The following is a 16,019-nucleotide window of genomic DNA, read 5'->3' on the forward strand; positions in this document are numbered from 1 at the left end:
GGAGCTATTTCCGAGGGACCGATTCGATAAGGGCGACCAGGCCGGCGGCGTCCAGCAGGTTGACGGGGCGAATTGTCTCTCCCCGGCGGACATAATGGAAAGCGGCGCGCACCTTTTCGACCGGCACCTGGGCGAGATCGGCCCAGGCGAGGCGATAAGCCGCGAGCTGCACGGCGACGGCCCGCTCGGCGCGGCCGTGGGGGCGGTCGCCGGTCTTCCAGTCGACGACCTCGTAGCCGCCGTCGGGGCTGCGGAAGACGGCGTCCATGCGACCCCGGATCAGACGATCGGCGATCATCGTCTCGAAGGGGACCTCCATGTCCAAGGGGACACGCCCGGCCCATTCGCTCTCTTCGAAACGCTCCTGGAGTTCGGCGAGCTGGATCTCGCTGTCCGCCGGTTCGTCGACCGCGCCGGGCATCTCGTAGTCGTCGATGAGGCGCTGCTGCCCCCAGCGGGTCTCCAGCCACTTGTGGAAACTGGTGCCGCGCCGGGCGAGAGGCGCGGGTTTGACCGGCACAGGACGGCGGATGCGGCGGGCGAGCTCGCCGGCGTCGGCGGCCAGGGTGACGAGGTTCGACACCGTCAGGGTGGGCGGCAGCTCGACGGCGCGCCTGCCGCCCGCGCGCTCCGTGTCGCGTTCGCGGAGCAGGAGCTCGATGTCGCGTTCCCAGGCGCGGACCCGGTCGAAGGTGTGCACAGGGGCGGTCTCAGCCACAGGGCGGGCGAGCCCGGCGAGGGCCTCCTGCACGAGCTCGGCGCCGTCGAGGACGGCGGCCTGGCGGGGCCCGTCGGGGACGACCGGCCACTCGGCGGAGGCCGGCTCGGCGAGCAGCGGGTTGGCGGCGCCCTCCTCAAGGTCGGCGGCCCAGACGGCGACGCGGCGGCAGGCGGCGCGGATCTCCAGCAGGAAATCAGAGGGTTCGAGGGGCTTGGTGGCGGTCCCCCACCGGTAGCCGGAGGCGATGAGCAGATAGTGCGCCCGCGTGACGGCGACGTAGGCGAGGCGGCGCTCCTCCATGAGGTCGCGGTCGCGGCTGTGCTCGTCGAACCGGGCCAGCTCGTCCTTGGAGAGGCCGGTGAGCCGGGGCAGGTCGCCCGCGTCGCCCCGCAGCGGATAGGGCAGTTTGCGGAAGTTCTCCGTCCAGCGGGAGTTCGTGCGGGGCGTCGCGGGGAACAGGCTGCCCTTGCCGAGGGCGCCCTTGGCCGTGGTCGCCTGCGACAGGCCCGGCACGATGACGACGGGCCACTCCAGGCCCTTGGCGGCGTGCACGGTCATGAGCTTGACGCTGTTGGTCTCGCCGACCCGCCCGGCCTCCAGCCCGAACTCCTCGCTTTCCGCGGCCTTCAGATAGGCGAGGAACGCGCCGAGCGTCGGATCCTCGGCGTCGCCGGCGAACCTCGCCGCCGCGTCGAGGAAGGCGTCGAGGTCGGCGCGGGCCGCGAAGGCCCCCGCCGTGCCCCCGCGGGCCGCCACCTCGATGTCGAGGCCCATGCGGCGCTCGACCTCGGTGATGAGGTCGGGCAGCGGCTGCCCGGTGTGGGCGCGCATGGTGCGCAGCTCGTGGGCGAGTGCGAGCAGCCGCACCCGCGCCACCGGGGAGTACGGCTCAAGCCAGGCGGGCCGTTCCGGCAACTCGTCGAGTGCGTCGACGAGGCTGCCGCGCTCCTCGCTCATTTCGGCGGCGACCTGCTCGACGGGGTCGTCGGGCCGCCTGGCGCCGCTTCTGCTCTCCCGGGTCAGCTCCCGCGCCTGGTCGCCGAGGACACGCAGGTCGGCGGGGCCGATGCGCCACCTGGCGCCGCCGAGGAGGCGCAGCAGGGCGTCGCCGGCGGTCGGGTCGTAGAGCACGCGCAGGGTGGCGACGATGTCGGCCACCTCGGGGACGGTGAGCAGGCCGCCGAGGCCGACCACCTCGACGGGGATGCCGCGGGCCTCCAGCGCGCGGCGCAGCGCCGGGAACTGGGCGCGTTTCCTGGCGAGCACCGCGACGTCGCCCGGCTGCACCGCCGCCGGCCCGCCCCAGGAGCTCTGCGGGGCCTTGTCGCGCTCGCCGGCGCCCCAGGGCAGGCCGTCGGGGGCGGTCTCCTCGCCGAGGACCCACTGCACCTGCTCGGCCACCCACAGGGCCTCGTCCTCGGCGGTCTCGTGGAAGGCGCACACGACCCGGCCGCGCTCCCTGCGGCTCGGCCCGGGGGTGAGCACGGGGACCTCGCCCACCTCGACGCGGAGCGGCAGCTGAACCCGGGCCGCCACGCCGAGCACGTGGTCGCCGTTGCGGAAGCTGACCGACAACTTGGTGACGGGGGCGGGTTCGCCCGCGACGCCGGGGAAGTCGCGGGGGAAGCGGGTGAGGTTGCCGGCCGACGCGCCGCGCCAGCCGTAGATCGACTGGCAGGGGTCGCCCACGGCGGTCACCGCGTGCCCGCCGGAGAACAAGGACCGCAGGAGCGCGAGCTGGGCGTGGCTCGTGTCCTGATATTCGTCGAGCAGCACCACGGGGAACCGGCCGCGCTCGATCTCCCCGACCTCCGGGTGCCGCATGGCGATGCGGGCGGCCAGGGCCATCTGGTCGCCGAAGTCGATGACCTCCCGGGAGCGCTTGAGCCGCTGATATGCCTCGACTAGCGGAAGCATCTGCTCCCTGACCTCCTGGACGGCGAGCGGCCTGCGCTGGGCGAGCACGGTCTTGCCGGTGAGGTCGCCGAAGCGGGCCGCCAGCCACTCGCCGACCTCGCGCACGTCGCCGGGGCCGCGCAGATGCTCGGCCAGCTCCCCCGCGAGGTCGAGCACGGCGGCGGTGACCGACGGCGGGCTCAGCTCGACCTTGTCCATCGGCCCGTCGTAGCCCGCGACGACCCGCGAGGCGAGCTGCCACGACACGGCGGGCGTGATGAGCCGCATGGTGGGCTCCAGGCCCTCGCGCAGCGCGTGGTCGGTGAACAGGCGCGAGGCGTAGGCGTGGTAGGTCGAGATGGTCGGGTCTTCCTCAAGCTGGCCGGCGGACACCAGACCGTGCTCGACCAGGGCGGCCAGGCGCTTGCGCACACGCGCGGCCAGCTCCGCGGCGGCCTTGCGGGTGAAGGTCAGGCCGAGCACACGCTCCGGCCGCACCAGGCCGTTGGCGACCAGCCACACGACACGCCCGGCCATGGTCTCGCTCTTGCCGGAGCCCGCGCCCGCCATCACCACCATGGGGCCGAGGGGGGCGCTGATGACCGCGCTCTGCTCCTCGGTGGGCGTGGGCAGGCCGAGCTTGAGCGCCAGCTCCTCCGGGGTCAGCACACGAGGCTCCCGCCGTACGGCACAGCACTCTCGAAGAACGGCACAGCACTCTCGAAGTACGGCACTGCGGGGGATCGCGGGGTCAGCACACCTGGCCCCCTTGGTCGTTGACCGGGCAGCTGCCCTTGACCGCACACGTGCGGCACCCGTCGTTGACCGTGGCGGAGAACGTCGTGGCCGACATGCCGTCGGCGACTTCCTCCACGAGGGCGGCCGCCCAGCCCGGATCGGGGTCGTCGGCGAGCGCCCGCTGCGTCTGCTCCTTGGCCGTCGGGGCGTCCTTGCCCGCCGCCCCGCCGACCTGCACGAGGGCGGCGCCGCCCGGCTCGGTGAGACCGTGTTTGGCGAACGCCCCGAGCAGCGTGGCGAGCTGATAGACGCCGAGCTGGGGGTTGCGCTGCAGGTCGCCCTTGGGGGGCGATGAGCCGGTCTTGAGGTCGATGATCACCGCCCGGCCGAGCTCGTCCTGCTCGACCCGGTCGACCCGCCCCTTGATCTCGACGTCGGCCGACACCCGCGCGGTCAGGTCGCGTTCGAGTGCGACGAGCTTGCGGGGGTTCTCGTGGTGCCAGCGCACGAATCTGGCGATCATCTTCTCGGCCACGGCGCGCTGTTTGCGGTTGAACCACACCCCGCCGAAGTCGAGCTCGCCCCAGATCTCGTCGAGCCGCCGCCCGAGGTGCTCCTCGCTCGGCATGCCGGTGGCGGCGAGCACCGCAATGGCGTGCACGACCGTGCCGAGGCCGCGGGCGGCGTCAGTGCCGCCGCCGCCGACCGCCGTCTCAAGCAGCCACCGCAGGCCGCAGCGGGTGAAGCTCTCCACGGCCGACGGCGAGATGCGCACGACGCCGTCCGGCCAGCCGATCGGGCGCTCGTCGGACAGGTCGGTGAGGGCGTACCAGTCGTCGGGGTGGGCGCCGCGCACCCCCGCCGCGGCGAGCTTCGCGAGGTGCCCTGCGGCCACGCGGCGCATCTCCTCGGGCCGCGTCGGGTCGCACACGGCGGACCGCAGGTCGGCCACCAGCGCCGGCATGCTGAGCCAGCGGGCGCGGTCGAGGGCGCCGGCCTCCTCGCCGCCGCCCTGCACGAGCTCGGCGAGGAACCGTGAGGGGCGCTCGTCGGTGTCCTCGCCGCCGACGGCGGTGACGACGAGCCGCCGCCTGGCCCGGGTGGCGGCGACGTAGAACAGGCGGCGCTCCTCGGCCAGCAGTTTGGACGACAGCGCCGCGGCGGCGACGGTGCCCTCGATGCGCTCGTCGCCCTCGACGAGGCCGACGAGGTTCTCGATGCCGAGCATCGTCCCGCGCAGCCGCAGGTCGGGCCAGACGCCCTCCTGCACGCCCGCGACGACCACGACGTCCCACTCCAGGCCCTTGGAGCGGTGGGCGGTGAGGATGCGCACCGCCTCGCCGTCGGGTGCGCGCTCGGCCAGCGAGTCGCCCGCGATCTCCTGGGAGGCGAGGTCCTCCAGGAACACCTCGGGCCCGGCCTTCGGCAACCGGTCGACGAACCTCGCCGCCCGGTCGAACAGCGTGACGACCGCGTCGAGGTCGCGGTCGGCCCTGGCCCCGCGGGCGCCCCCGGCGAGCCCCGCGTCGGTCCATTTCTCGGCCAGCCCAGACGCCTGCCACACGGTCCAGAGCACGTCCTCGGCCGAGCCGCCCTGGCGTATGGCGTCGCGTGCCGTGGCGATGAGCTTCGCGACGCGTTCCGCCGGTGCGGCCACGTAGCCCTCGACGCGCACCAGCTCGCGCGCGTCGCGCAGGGCGGCGACCAGCAGCTCGGCCGACGAGCGCGGCGGGAGCAGCCCGCCCTCCTGCGCCTCGTGCTCGGCGACGCGGAGCGCACGCTTGAGGCGGCGCACGCCGATGGTGTCGGTGCCGCCGAGCGCGCCCGTCAGCAGCTCCTCGGCGGTGCCCTCGTCGAGCCTTGCCGGGTCGATGGCGACGCGCAGCAGCGTCACCAGGGGCCGCACCCCCGGCTCCTGCACGAGCGGCACCTCGTCGCCGGCGACGACCACCGGCACGCCCGCGCCGATGAGCGCCCGGCGCAGCGCCGGCACCTGGCGCTCGGCCGACCGCACCAGCACCGCCATGCGCGACCAGGGCACCCCGTCGAGCAGGTGCGCCCGGCGCAGCGTGTCGGCGACGACCGCGGCCTCCTGGCCGGCGCTGTCGGTGAGCAGCGCCTTCACCTCGCCCGGCTCGCCGCCGGTCGGTGAGAGTAGCTCACGGTGGGCGCCCTGGCCCGCGGGGAGCCTCTCGGCGACCCGGCGCGACGCGCGCAGCAGCGCGCCGGAACTGCGGCGGCACACCCGCAGCGCCACCACGGGCGCCTCGTCGCCGCCCGCGGTGCGGAACCTGTGCGGGAACTCCTGGATGCCGCGCACGTCCGCGCCGCGGAAGCCGTAGATCGACTGGTCGGGGTCGCCGACCGCGATGAGGTCGCGGCCGTCGCCGGCGAGCTGCTGGAGCAGGAACTCCTGCGCTGGGTCGGTGTCCTGATATTCGTCGACGAAGACGACGTCGTAGGCCGCGCGTTCCCGCCGCCGCACCTCGCTGCCGGCGAGCAGCCCCGCCGCGGCGCGGATCAGCTCCGAGTAATCGAGCACCGGCACCGGCTCCAGGTCGAACCGCGCGTAGTAGCGGTGGGCGAACCGGCCGACCGCCGCCCAGTCGTCGCGACCGTGGCTCCTGCCGTAGTGGACGAGGTCGTCGCCGTCGAGGCCGCGCTCGGCGGCGCGGGCCAGGAAGTCGCGCAGCTCCTCGGCGAACCCGCGCGTCTTGAGCGCCTCACGCATGCGCTCCGGCCACTCAAGGGCCCCGTCGGACAACTCGCCCGCGAGCAGGCGGCGCACCTCAAGCAGCTGCTCGGGGCCGGTCAGCAGGCGCGGCGGCGGCTCGCCCGCGAGCACCGCCTCCCGCCTGAGCAGCGTGTAGGCATAACTGTGGAAGGTGAGCGCGAGCGGCGTGCGTGTGGTGCGGCGCAACCGGCCGGTAATGCGTTCGCGCAGCTCACCTGCGGCCTTGCGGCTGAAGGTGAGGATCAGCACCCGCTCCGGGTCGACCCCGCGCCGCTCGACGCGGTCGACCACGGTCTCGACGATCGTGGTGGTCTTGCCCGTGCCCGGTCCTGCCAGCACCAGCAGCGGTCCGCTCTCATGAGCCACAACCGCCCGTTGATGCGCGTCCAGCACCGGCGCCTCACGGCGCAAATCATCACTCGAACGCACCAATCGCCACGTCTGAGCACTCACAGTTCAGCATTCCATCAGACCCCAGGGACAGATCGTGCCCACTTGACGTCTCCGGGGTATCTCAGCTTGCCCAAGGAATCTGCGGTGAGCGATGAAAGTCGATGCCGAGCCGGGTCCACCGGGGGCCGTGCGCGGCCAGGCGTACGGCGAAGCCGGCGAAGTCACGTGACGCCTGCGGCGACCAGGCCACCTCCGCGAGAGCGGGGAGGCGGGGGAAGGTGAAAAGTTCGAGTTCGTCCATGGTGGACAGGGTTTCCGTCCACAGGGCGGACTCGACGCCGACGATGTTCTTGTCGGTGACGCCGTCGATGGTGGCCGCCGGGTCCCAGTCGTAGGCGTCGCGCACCTCGATGTAGCCCGCCCACGTGAAGCCGAGCCTGGTGCTCGGGTCGTATTTCATGGCGATGTAGGTCTTGTCAGCCGGCGACATGATGAGCTTGCCGCCGTTGCGCACCGTGGCCAGCGGGTCGTCGGGGGCGACGTTCGACCGCCAGTATTGCGTGAGCGTGTCCTCAGCCGGGGGCACGGCGGCGATCTCCTGCCAGCCGACCATGCTCTTGCCGTTCGCCCTGACGAGCTTCTGCACCTTCTCGATGAACTTCCGGTAGTCGTCCGGCGGGGTCGCGTCCGCCTCGTCGCCGCCGATGTGGATGTAGGGCCCGGGGGTGAGCCCGGCGACCGTCCTCACGACATCGGCGAGGAATCTGTCGGTCGCCGGGCTCCCGAGGCAGAGCGAGCTGAACCCCACCTCGATCCCGGTGTACGGCTCGCGCGGCTTGCCGTCGCAGTTGAGCTCGGCATAGGCCGCGAGGGCCGCGTTCGTGTGCCCGGGCACGTCGATCTCGGGGACGACCTCGACGAACCGCTCCCGGGCGTAGGCGACGATCTCCCGGTAGTCCTCCGCCGTGTAGAAGCCGCCCTCGCCGCCCCCCACAGCGGTGCGCCCGCCGACCTCGGTGAGCCTGGGCCATCCTTCGATCTCCAGCCGCCATCCCTGGTCGTCGGTCAGGTGGAGGTGGAGGATGTTCATCTTGTAGGCGGCGATGTGGTCGATGTAGCGCTTCACGTCCTGCACGGGGAAGAAGTGCCGCGCCACATCGAGCATCGCTCCCCGCCAGCCATATCGCGGTTTATCGCGAATTTTCATGCCGGGCAGGGTGATGGGCTTCGCCGTACCAGGCTCGGGGAGGAGCTGACGGAGGGTCTGCACCGCATAGAACAGCCCCCGGGGGCTGACGGCCCCCAACTTCACCCCGCCCTCCGCCACGGTCAGCTCATAACCCTCAACTCCCAGGTCGTAGGTATCCCCCGGCAGCTCGAGGGTGATCGCGCCCCCCTCACCCAGGCGCGGAGGCTTCCCGGTTACCTCCTCGACGGCCTTGGCGAGGTTGTGCACGATCGCCGTATCGATATGGGCGCCGGCACTGATGGCGACGTCCGGCGTGAGCGTAAAAGGTCTTCCCTCGTAGCTCAGCGAGGAGGGCTGCGGGATGACCACGTGCTTCATGGTGGCGGGCTGGAGTGCACTCGAGTCAACCGAGCACCCCGAAATTCCTAGGAATCCCGCAAAGAGCACCAGGACAGCCCATAACCTCATGCCCCGATTGCACCACCGCCCGGGACGTCGATCAAGAAAATAAGAAAGTTTGTTTCCTATTCGTGAGCCGCGCACGGCTCCGCCCCGGCTCCCGCTTCACTGGCGGGAGCCGGGGCGGAGCGCGGTTGCTCAGGCCGGGTCGAAGATGTGCTCGACCAGGCGGGCCGTGGCCTTGCCGTCGTCCTTGGGGGCGTATGTCGCGCGGAAGCCCGCGTAGCGATCGGCGTGCTTGGGGGTGAGGGCGTCGATGTCCCGGACGGCGTCGACGGCCTGGGCGGCGGTGGCGGCCACGGGGCCGGGGGCCTGGTCCTTCAGGTCGAGGTAGAGGCCGCGCCTGGTGGCGTAGCGGTCCAGATCGTAGGCGAAGGTGACGACCGGGCGGCCCGTGGCGACGAAGTCGAACATGGCCGAGGAGTAGTCGGTGACCAGGACATCGGCCACCAAGAACAAGTCAGTGATATCCGGATAAGTCGTGACGTCGGTGACGAAGTCGTCCTGACGGGTGATGCCCGGAACGGGGGTCGCGCCCGGCTTGGGGAAGGTGGGGACGACCGGGATCGCCTGCATCGGATGGGCACGCACCAGCAGGTGATGGTCGGCGCCCAGAACCTTCCTGGCGAGCTTGAGGTCGAGCTTCACCGTGCTGTTCTTGCGGTCATAGTCCCGCCACGTCGGTGCGTAGAGCACGATCTTCCGACCGGCGGGCACCCCGAGTCTGCGCCGGATTCTCTCCGCGAGCTCGTCGCGACCTTCGAGAGCGAGCACGTCGTTGCGGGGCAGCCCGCTCTCCAGCACCTCGCCCTGATAGCCGAAGGCGCGGCGCAACACCGAGGTGGCCCAGGGGCTCTGCGTGACCAGCAGGTCCCAGCCCCGCACGTCGGCCGCCTGGCGATACCACACGGGCGGCTTGGGGTCCCGGGACATGTGCGGCAGGTCGTTGCCGATGTGCTTGGCCGGCGTGCCGTTCCACACCTGCACGACCTTCTGGTCGTCGCGGGCCTTGAACCACTGCGGCAGCAGCCCGTTGGCCACCACGAACCGCGCCCTGGCGAGGGCGGCGTAGTGCTCCCGCCCCCCGGCGCGCACCACGGTGGGGACGACGCCCTGGCCGAGGCCGAGTTCGGCGGAGCCCGGCGGGACGAAGGCGCCGTCCTTGACGACCCAGATGTGCTCCCGGTCGTCGCCACGGCGCAGCCGCTCCTCGTAGACCGCGCGCACGCTGTCGGCGTAGTGCCGCCCGTCGTTGACGACGTAGACCGTGGCCTCGCGCAGCGGCGCGGAACGCTCGGCGGGATATACCGAGCGCCGCAGGGCGAACAGCCCTCCCGCGCCCTTCTCGTCGGCGGGCTTGTCCTCGGCCACCGCCAGCACCGGGATGTCGAACCGGGTGGAGACCAGGCGATACTCGCGGCCGTTCACCACACGCGGCTCCTCGTCCAGCGAGGGCAGCAGGTCGTGGGCGACGCGCACCGGCACAACCTCTCCTGCGGGGTGGCGGACCGTGAGAGCCCAGTTGCCCGACGCCAGCGGCACCGTCTCGCCGAACCTCGGCATCGCGGCCGGGGAGAGGACCGCGGTGAACCGGTCCCCGTCCCGCTCGATCGGCACCTCGTAGCTGAGCCCGGTGCGGCTGCGCAGCGTCAAAGAACGCGGCCCCGCGTCCGGGTCGGGGTAGGAGCCGCTGAGTGTGAGGCGGGCGGAGCCGTTCCACTCCACGGAGGTGATCACTGGGCGCACGCGGTGCGCGGACACCACGACCCGGTCGCGGCGGTCGGCGAGTACGGTGACCTCACGGTCGCCTTCGAGCAGACGCGTCTCCGCGGCCCGGCCGAGCATGACGGGGGCCGCCGGGTCGCCCTTGGGCTCGATCCACAGGCGGCGGCCGTCCTTCTCGGCGAGGAGCGAGGCCACGGCGAGGGACACGACGACGTTGGTGCCGCCCTCGGCGGGGCTGAAGTCGGCCGACATGCGGTGGCCGCCGAGGCGGGCGTGGCCGCGGGCGATCGTGCGGCCGGGGAGGAAGACGGTGAGTTCGAGCCGCTCGTCCACCAGGCGCACCGAAGACAACTCGGCGCGGGTCGGCTGGAGCACCACCTGGACGGCGCGGTCTGAGGTCCACACCGGGCGCACCCAGCGGTTGGCGCCGAGTTCGAGGCCCGTGGGACGTTCCGTACGGCCCGGCACGGGACCGCGGAGCAGGCCGGTGGCTCTGGCCGCGCGGCTCCAGATGACGATCTCGGCGCGCCACGTGGTGGTGTCGCGGACCACGGGCCGGCGGCGCAGCAGCCGCCGCCCGCCGCGCACCAGGGCGCGCACAGCGGCCCGCCAGCGAAGCGCTCCCGGGCGGAGCTCCGCGGTGAAGCCGGACCAGTCGTAGTTGCAGCCGAGCTCCCGCGCGCCGTGGGTGGCCTCTGGCCGGTGGATCCTGCGGGTGCGCAGCCGCACGGGGGGCAGCCAGCGCGGGCCGCGCAGCACGACGGTGGCGCGGTTGAAGCGCCTGCCGCGTACGGAGAGTCCGGCGAGGTAGGCGTGTCCCGTGATGCGCAGGCGGCCGTTCACCCAGGAGATGTCGTCGATCTGGGTGATCGGCACGAGGTCGGCGGCGCGGAGGCGGTAGAGGCTCTTCGGGAGCTGGTCCTGGAAGGGGAGGTCGGCATACCAGCGCAGGCCGTGCCGTACGCGCCGCTGGGGCTCGGCGGCGGCGGTGACGAGCTCCAGGAGCATGTCGCCGTCGACGAGCGCGGCCTCGGGGCGGGTCTCGACGAGGTGGTAGGCGAGGCGGCGTTCCACCGGCAGGTCGAGCTTGACCTTGGGGTCGACGGTCGCGAGGTAGGGCTTGAGGTGGCCGAGGAACTCGCGGCGGCGGGCGGGTCCGCGCTTGACCGCCGTGTCGAAGCGCGTGCCGAGGGGGCCGCCGAGCACCTGGCTGTCGAAGGTCTTACGCTCGGCGGGGGGAAGGCCGCCGGCGCGCACGATCTTCATGATCTCGTCGAGGGGCTCGCCCCTGTCGCAGAGATCCTGGACAGCCCGCAGGCGGTCGGCGGCGAGGTCACCGCTGGACTGCGTTGCTGTGACGCCGGTGGCCATGAGACGGCACCGCCTTTCGGGACAGGTCGCGGGCCCCAGAGCATTGGTTGCGAGCATCCTTCACCCGTGTCGCGGGTCTGCCCCGGAAGCCGTGACCGCCAGGTGCGCGGAACCTGAGCGGGGACGCCGGAGCCGGCGACGCCGAAAAGGCGACCAAAGGGGGGCACCCTCATCCGGACCCGCGGTGTGGGATGAAGAAGGCTTGCTGTCTCGGCCAATGGTAATGCGCACCACAGGGGGAGCAATCGCCCATCTGACACCGAGAGTGCGTACGCCCTGGTCAGCGGTCGATGATAGGAAATTTAGAGGGTTGTTCCATCCCAGCGCGCCTGCCGCATATCCGCTCTTTGACCACGGAGCGGAGTCCCTTCGTCACGCCACATCACCAAACACTCGGCCTCGTGCCCCTGCACCGGCAGTCCGCTCGCCCGCACCACACGCCACCATGGCACTCCCCCGCCCCAATGGGACATCACGCGTCCCACCTGCCGGGGGCCACCCTCGCCGAGATATTCGGCTATGTCTCCATATGTCATGACCAGACCGGGCGGGATACGTTCCACCAGATCAAGCACACGTTCGGCGAAGGGTGTGGGCTCCATGCGACCCCCGGGTCAGACGTTCGGCCAGGCCGTAGGACCTTCGCCGAGGATCTCATCCAGTTTGCCGAGCGCGAACACCGAATTCCCGCTGACCTGCTCCACAATGCCGTCGCGGACCACGTAGAGCTCGCCGTCCTCCCCCGTCAGGCGCCCTCCGAGGGCCTTGGCCAGCCGCGCGAGCTGGGCGACCTGCCAGTCCGACCCCGGCTGCCCGCGGAGCGCGCCGTTCCAGCTTCCCACCACGTGGGCGGCCTGGCCGTGGCGCGCCACGACCTCGCCCGCCTCCGCCGACCCGTGCAGCTCGAAGCCAACCGCCAAGACCGCACCGGCGAGCTCGGCGTAGGGGAGCGGAGACTCACGCTCCACCCGCAACTCGTAACCCATGAGGCGCGACCTTAGCGAAGGTTTGCCGGTGCCGATGCCGGGAAAGGATGAGGATTTTGACCATTGTCCGAACTTGAGGTTGTTCACCCGTTCCGGGACTTGGGTCGGCTATGTGCCTGACATGCTCGGAATGCGCGGCGCAGCGACATGCACGGCGGATACCCCACGTCCGAAAAGTCACCAAAACCGCATCCGAATCGTGATCAACTCGTCCGGCATGCAAGGCCGTTCTCATGCCTTCCTGTACTGCGGAGCCAGGCGACCGTGACGTCGGCCGCTGTGCCGGGCTCTAGGTCGGGCCGGAGGTGTGCTCGGAGCGGCGGGTGAGCACGACGATCACGCCGGTGAAGGTCAGGAGCCCGGCCAGGATGCCCGAGATGTACAACCACATCTTCACCGGGTCGGGCCCCGGCGCCCCGACAGCCTGGGGAGGGCCGCCGCCGAAGTGAGTGGTGCCGGGGACGTCGGTGGAGGTGCGATAGCCGGAGAGTTCCCCGGCCTTGGCGAGCACCGCGGCGGCGTCGACGGTGCCGAAGCCGACGCGGTCGTCGTAGCCGCGATCGGGGCGATTGTGGGTTCCGGTGGCCATGGCGCGCGCGACGAGTTCGGGGCGCAGCTTCGGGTGGCGGGACTTCACCAGGGCGGCCACACCGGCGACGAGTGCGGCCGAGGCGCTCGTGCCGCGGGCTGTGCCGTACTTTCCGCCGGGGACGGCTATGGGGACGTCCACGCCGGGGGCGGCGACGAGGACGGACAGGTTGCTTGTCGCGAAGGGCGCGGGGAGGCCGTCGCGGCCGACGGAGCCGACGCCGATGACGCCGGTGTAGCCCGCGGGGTAGCTCCAGATGGAGCTGTGGGGGGTGTCGGCGCGGCCGGGTTTGCCGTCGTTGCCGACGGCGGCCACGACGACGGCGCCTTTGGTGAGGGCGTGGGAGAGCGCCTCGCGTTCGGACCTGTGGGGGGTGTAGACGCCGATGGACAGGTTGATGACCTGGGCGCCGTGGTCGGCGGCGTAGCGGATGGCGCGGGCGAGCGGGCTGTCGCGGCGGCCGGGTTCGTCGCGCAGGTTGCCGGGCCGGTCGGGGGCGTCCTGGGTCAGCCGCAGGGAGAGCACGCGGGCTTCGGGCGCGGTGCCGACGATGCCGCCCCCGGCGCCGGTGCCGGCGATGAGGGAGGCCATGGCGGTGCCGTGCTGCCCCGGAGGGACGGCGGTGCGTTCGACCACCTGGCTGACCATGTTGGGGCCGCTGACGACCTTGCCCTTGAGCTCGCGCACGTTGGGGTCGACGCCGCTGTCGATGACGGCGACGGTGACGCCGGCACCTTTGGTGACGGCCCAGGCGCGCTCCATGTTGAGGGCGGACAGGACCCAGCGCTGGCGTTCGCGTATGGAGGGGGTGGGGGCGGCGGCGCCGGTGAGGGTGACGGCGGCGCACAGGGCCGCGACGGCGGTGAGGGCGGGGCGCACGGTCAGCATTCGTTTCCCTGGGTGCAGCGTGGGACGTCCGGTGGCTGCCCGAGGGAGCGGGCGATGCGCGCGGCGACCGATTGGGCCGTGGGCCAGAGTTCGCTGTGGAGCGATTCGTGGGGCGGGACGGCTTCGCGGGTGCGCCCGTCGGTGTATCCGGCGGTGGAGAACACGAGGTACGGCCCGGCCCCGACCCACCCGGTGCGTTGCCGCTGGGCGGCGCCGAAGAGGTCGGCCACGGTGCCGGGGAAGGCCACGGGCCGCACGCCGACGCGGTCGTCGACGGGCAGGAGGGCCGAGGCGGAGGTCCTGGCCTCCTCGTCCTCCATGACGGCCACGCCGACCGTCATGACGAACGTGCCGCTTTGGTCGACGTAGGTGGCGCGCAGCATCGTGCGGCATCCGTGCTCTTCGAAGGCGGTCGCCACTTGCGGGTCGACCGCGTTGGTGCAGGCGGTCTCGGGGGCGATGCCGATCCGGCGGGCGTATTGCTGGGCGCGTTCGAGGCCGATGTATTCGACCTCCTCGGGGAAGACGAGTGCCGCGGGCCAGGCGCGCCAGCGGCGGGCGATGTCCTGCCTGACATATTCCTCACGTTCGGCGGAGGTGAGGGGCCTGGCGCGGGACTCGGCGATGCCGCCCACCAGCCCGAGCAGCACGTTGCTTGCGGCGACGGCCAGGATGGTGCCCATCAGCAGCAGGAACGCCGTCCGGAGCCGGATGCCGCGTTCCAGCTCCCGCCGGGCGGCGAGCACGTGGTCGTTCTGGCTTTTGCCGTATGGCTTGCCGCCGTAAGCCGGCCTTGTGAGCGGGCGGCCGGTGCCTGTGCCGGGGCGGCGGGTGAGAGGGGCGGCAGGCCAGGATTTAACCGACGCTTTACGGCTTGCTGGGCGCGTGCGGCGCGGCGGATCCCCCTGGGGCGCCGGAGCGAACTCCGGGCGTCCGTCAGGTTCGTCCGGCCTCCCGTGCTGTGACATGTCCTCAATGCTCCATGGGCGAGCTGGCACCCCATCTTGTCGCTGTCATCCCCTGAAGTGGCCTTTCCTACTCACCGCCCCCTGGGTGGGCGGATGCGAAGTACGTGATCGACTCCGGAGGATGGCGCCGCGCCCTGCCGACCAGAACCGCCATCACTCCCACCGAGACGAGGGCCGCCACGGCGGCGACCACGGCGACACCACCGTAGATCGTGATCCGGCCGCTGTCGCGGCGCACCACCACAACCGGCCCGCGCGGCGCGCGGGCCGCCGGGCTTCCCCGTCCGGGGCGAAGGGATTTGCCGGGATCGTGAGCGCGGGCGCCCACCGCCGTGAAGCTGTGCCGGGCGATGCGGCCCGCCTCGGCGAGCGCGCGGTCGGCGTTGACCACGCCGAAGCCCAGATCGGTGTCGTAGCCCCCGGAGGGGCGCCGGGTGGCGCCCGCCGTGAGCGCCTGGATCACCAGGGCGGGGGGCAGATCGGGGTGCTTGGCCCGGATCAGCGCGGCCACGCCCGAGACGAGCGCGGTCGCCTGGGAGGTGCCTTTCCCCACCCAGTACTCGTCGCCCGGCCCGGCGCCGAGGATGTCGACACCGGGGGCGGCCAGCAGGACCGAGGGGTTCCAGTTCGAGAACGACGCGCGGCGCAGTCCCTGATCGGCGGCGGCGACCGAGACGACGCCGGGGAAGGCCGCCGGATAGGAGTAGGGCGCGAATCCCGCGCCGCCGGGGTCGACCGCCCCCTCGTTGCCCGCCGCGGCGACCAGTACGGTGCCCTTGGAGATCGCGTAGCGGATGGCCGAGCGCTCCTCCTCGGTCGCGAGCTCCTTGGAGATGGACATGTTGATCACGTCGGCGCCCCGGTCGACGGCGTAGCGGATGCCTTTGGCGACGACGTTCTCGAAGCGGGCCTCGGTGTTGAAGTCGCGGAACCCGGGCTCCTCGTCCTCCAGGATCACCCGCACCGACAGCACCTTCGCCCGCGGCGCGACCCCGATCACCCCGGACAGCCCGCCGGGTCCGTGCCCATGCCCGGCGATCAGGGACGCCATGTAGGTGCCGTGGAGTTGCCGGGGCGGGATGCCTGGCGGGTTCGCCCCTTCGGTGAAGTCCCTGCCGACGATCACCGAGCCCTCAAGGTCGCGGTGGCCGGGGTCGACGCCGGAGTCCAGCACGGCGACCATGACGCCCTCGCCTTTGGTGACGCGCCACGCCTCCGGCAGGTCGAGCGTGTCGAGCACCCGGGCCTGGCCGCCCCTGACGCCGTCGTTGTCCGTGCGCGCCCACGCGGCCAGAGCGGCGGGGCCGAGCACGACGGGCCCGGCGGCCAGGCCGACGGCGGTCAGGCGCATGAGGAGCTTCC

At 72.2% G+C, this 16,019-nt stretch carries 9 protein-coding genes; all 9 read right to left on the reverse strand.

What is annotated here, in order from left to right; translation table 11 throughout:
• Positions 1–4 precede the first annotated feature (4 nt).
• Positions 5–3,286: an ATP-dependent helicase gene (locus tag Ssi02_RS16020; protein ID WP_204026288.1), complete on the reverse strand. Its 3,282-nt coding sequence runs from the start codon at positions 3,284–3,286 to the stop codon at positions 5–7.
• An 82-nt stretch (positions 3,287–3,368) separates the two neighbouring features.
• A complete protein-coding gene (locus Ssi02_RS16025; protein WP_239128945.1) occupies positions 3,369–6,518 on the reverse strand; it encodes an ATP-dependent helicase in 3,150 nt (1,049 codons plus the stop codon).
• Between the two features lie 85 nt (positions 6,519–6,603).
• Positions 6,604–8,049: a beta-N-acetylhexosaminidase gene (locus tag Ssi02_RS16030; RefSeq protein ID WP_204026290.1), complete on the reverse strand. Its 1,446-nt coding sequence runs from the start codon at positions 8,047–8,049 to the stop codon at positions 6,604–6,606.
• 219 nt (positions 8,050–8,268) lie between these two features.
• Positions 8,269–11,226 carry a CDP-glycerol glycerophosphotransferase family protein gene (locus Ssi02_RS16035; RefSeq protein ID WP_239128946.1) on the reverse strand — a complete coding sequence of 986 codons (2,958 nt, stop codon included), beginning with the start codon at positions 11,224–11,226 and terminating at the stop codon, positions 8,269–8,271.
• A 302-nt stretch (positions 11,227–11,528) separates the two neighbouring features.
• The gene (locus Ssi02_RS16040; RefSeq protein ID WP_204026292.1) at positions 11,529–11,828 is read right to left on the reverse strand and encodes an MGMT family protein; all 300 of its coding nucleotides are present in this window, start codon (positions 11,826–11,828) and stop codon (positions 11,529–11,531) included.
• Between the two features lie 12 nt (positions 11,829–11,840).
• Complete coding sequence (locus tag Ssi02_RS16045) at positions 11,841–12,212, reverse strand: hypothetical protein (protein ID WP_204026294.1); 372 nt, start codon at positions 12,210–12,212, stop codon at positions 11,841–11,843.
• A 289-nt stretch (positions 12,213–12,501) separates the two neighbouring features.
• Positions 12,502–13,689 (reverse strand): S8 family serine peptidase, encoded by a 1,188-nt coding sequence (locus Ssi02_RS16050; protein ID WP_204026296.1) that lies wholly within the window; start codon positions 13,687–13,689, stop codon positions 12,502–12,504.
• On the reverse strand, positions 13,683–14,657 hold the full coding sequence (locus tag Ssi02_RS16055) for a hypothetical protein (protein WP_204026298.1): 975 nt from the start codon (positions 14,655–14,657) through the stop codon (positions 13,683–13,685). The genes Ssi02_RS16050 and Ssi02_RS16055 overlap by 7 nt, the downstream gene beginning before the upstream one ends.
• 67 nt (positions 14,658–14,724) lie before the next feature.
• Positions 14,725–16,008 (reverse strand): S8 family serine peptidase, encoded by a 1,284-nt coding sequence (locus Ssi02_RS16060; protein WP_204026299.1) that lies wholly within the window; start codon positions 16,006–16,008, stop codon positions 14,725–14,727.
• Positions 16,009–16,019 lie beyond the last annotated feature (11 nt).

Source organism: Sinosporangium siamense (assembly GCF_016863435.1).
Taxonomy (GTDB): domain Bacteria; phylum Actinomycetota; class Actinomycetes; order Streptosporangiales; family Streptosporangiaceae; genus Sinosporangium; species Sinosporangium siamense.

Coding starts and splice junctions, on each gene's coding strand:
- Ssi02_RS16040 (WP_204026292.1), bottom strand. CDS start 11,828: ATGGAGCCCACACCCTTCGCCGAACGTGTGCTTGATCTGGTGGAACGT.
- Ssi02_RS16045 (WP_204026294.1), bottom strand. CDS start 12,212: ATGGGTTACGAGTTGCGGGTGGAGCGTGAGTCTCCGCTCCCCTACGCC.
- Ssi02_RS16035 (WP_239128946.1), bottom strand. CDS start 11,226: ATGGCCACCGGCGTCACAGCAACGCAGTCCAGCGGTGACCTCGCCGCC.
- Ssi02_RS16030 (WP_204026290.1), bottom strand. CDS start 8,049: ATGAAGCACGTGGTCATCCCGCAGCCCTCCTCGCTGAGCTACGAGGGA.
- Ssi02_RS16060 (WP_204026299.1), bottom strand. CDS start 16,008: ATGCGCCTGACCGCCGTCGGCCTGGCCGCCGGGCCCGTCGTGCTCGGC.
- Ssi02_RS16055 (WP_204026298.1), bottom strand. CDS start 14,657: ATGTCACAGCACGGGAGGCCGGACGAACCTGACGGACGCCCGGAGTTC.
- Ssi02_RS16050 (WP_204026296.1), bottom strand. CDS start 13,689: ATGCTGACCGTGCGCCCCGCCCTCACCGCCGTCGCGGCCCTGTGCGCC.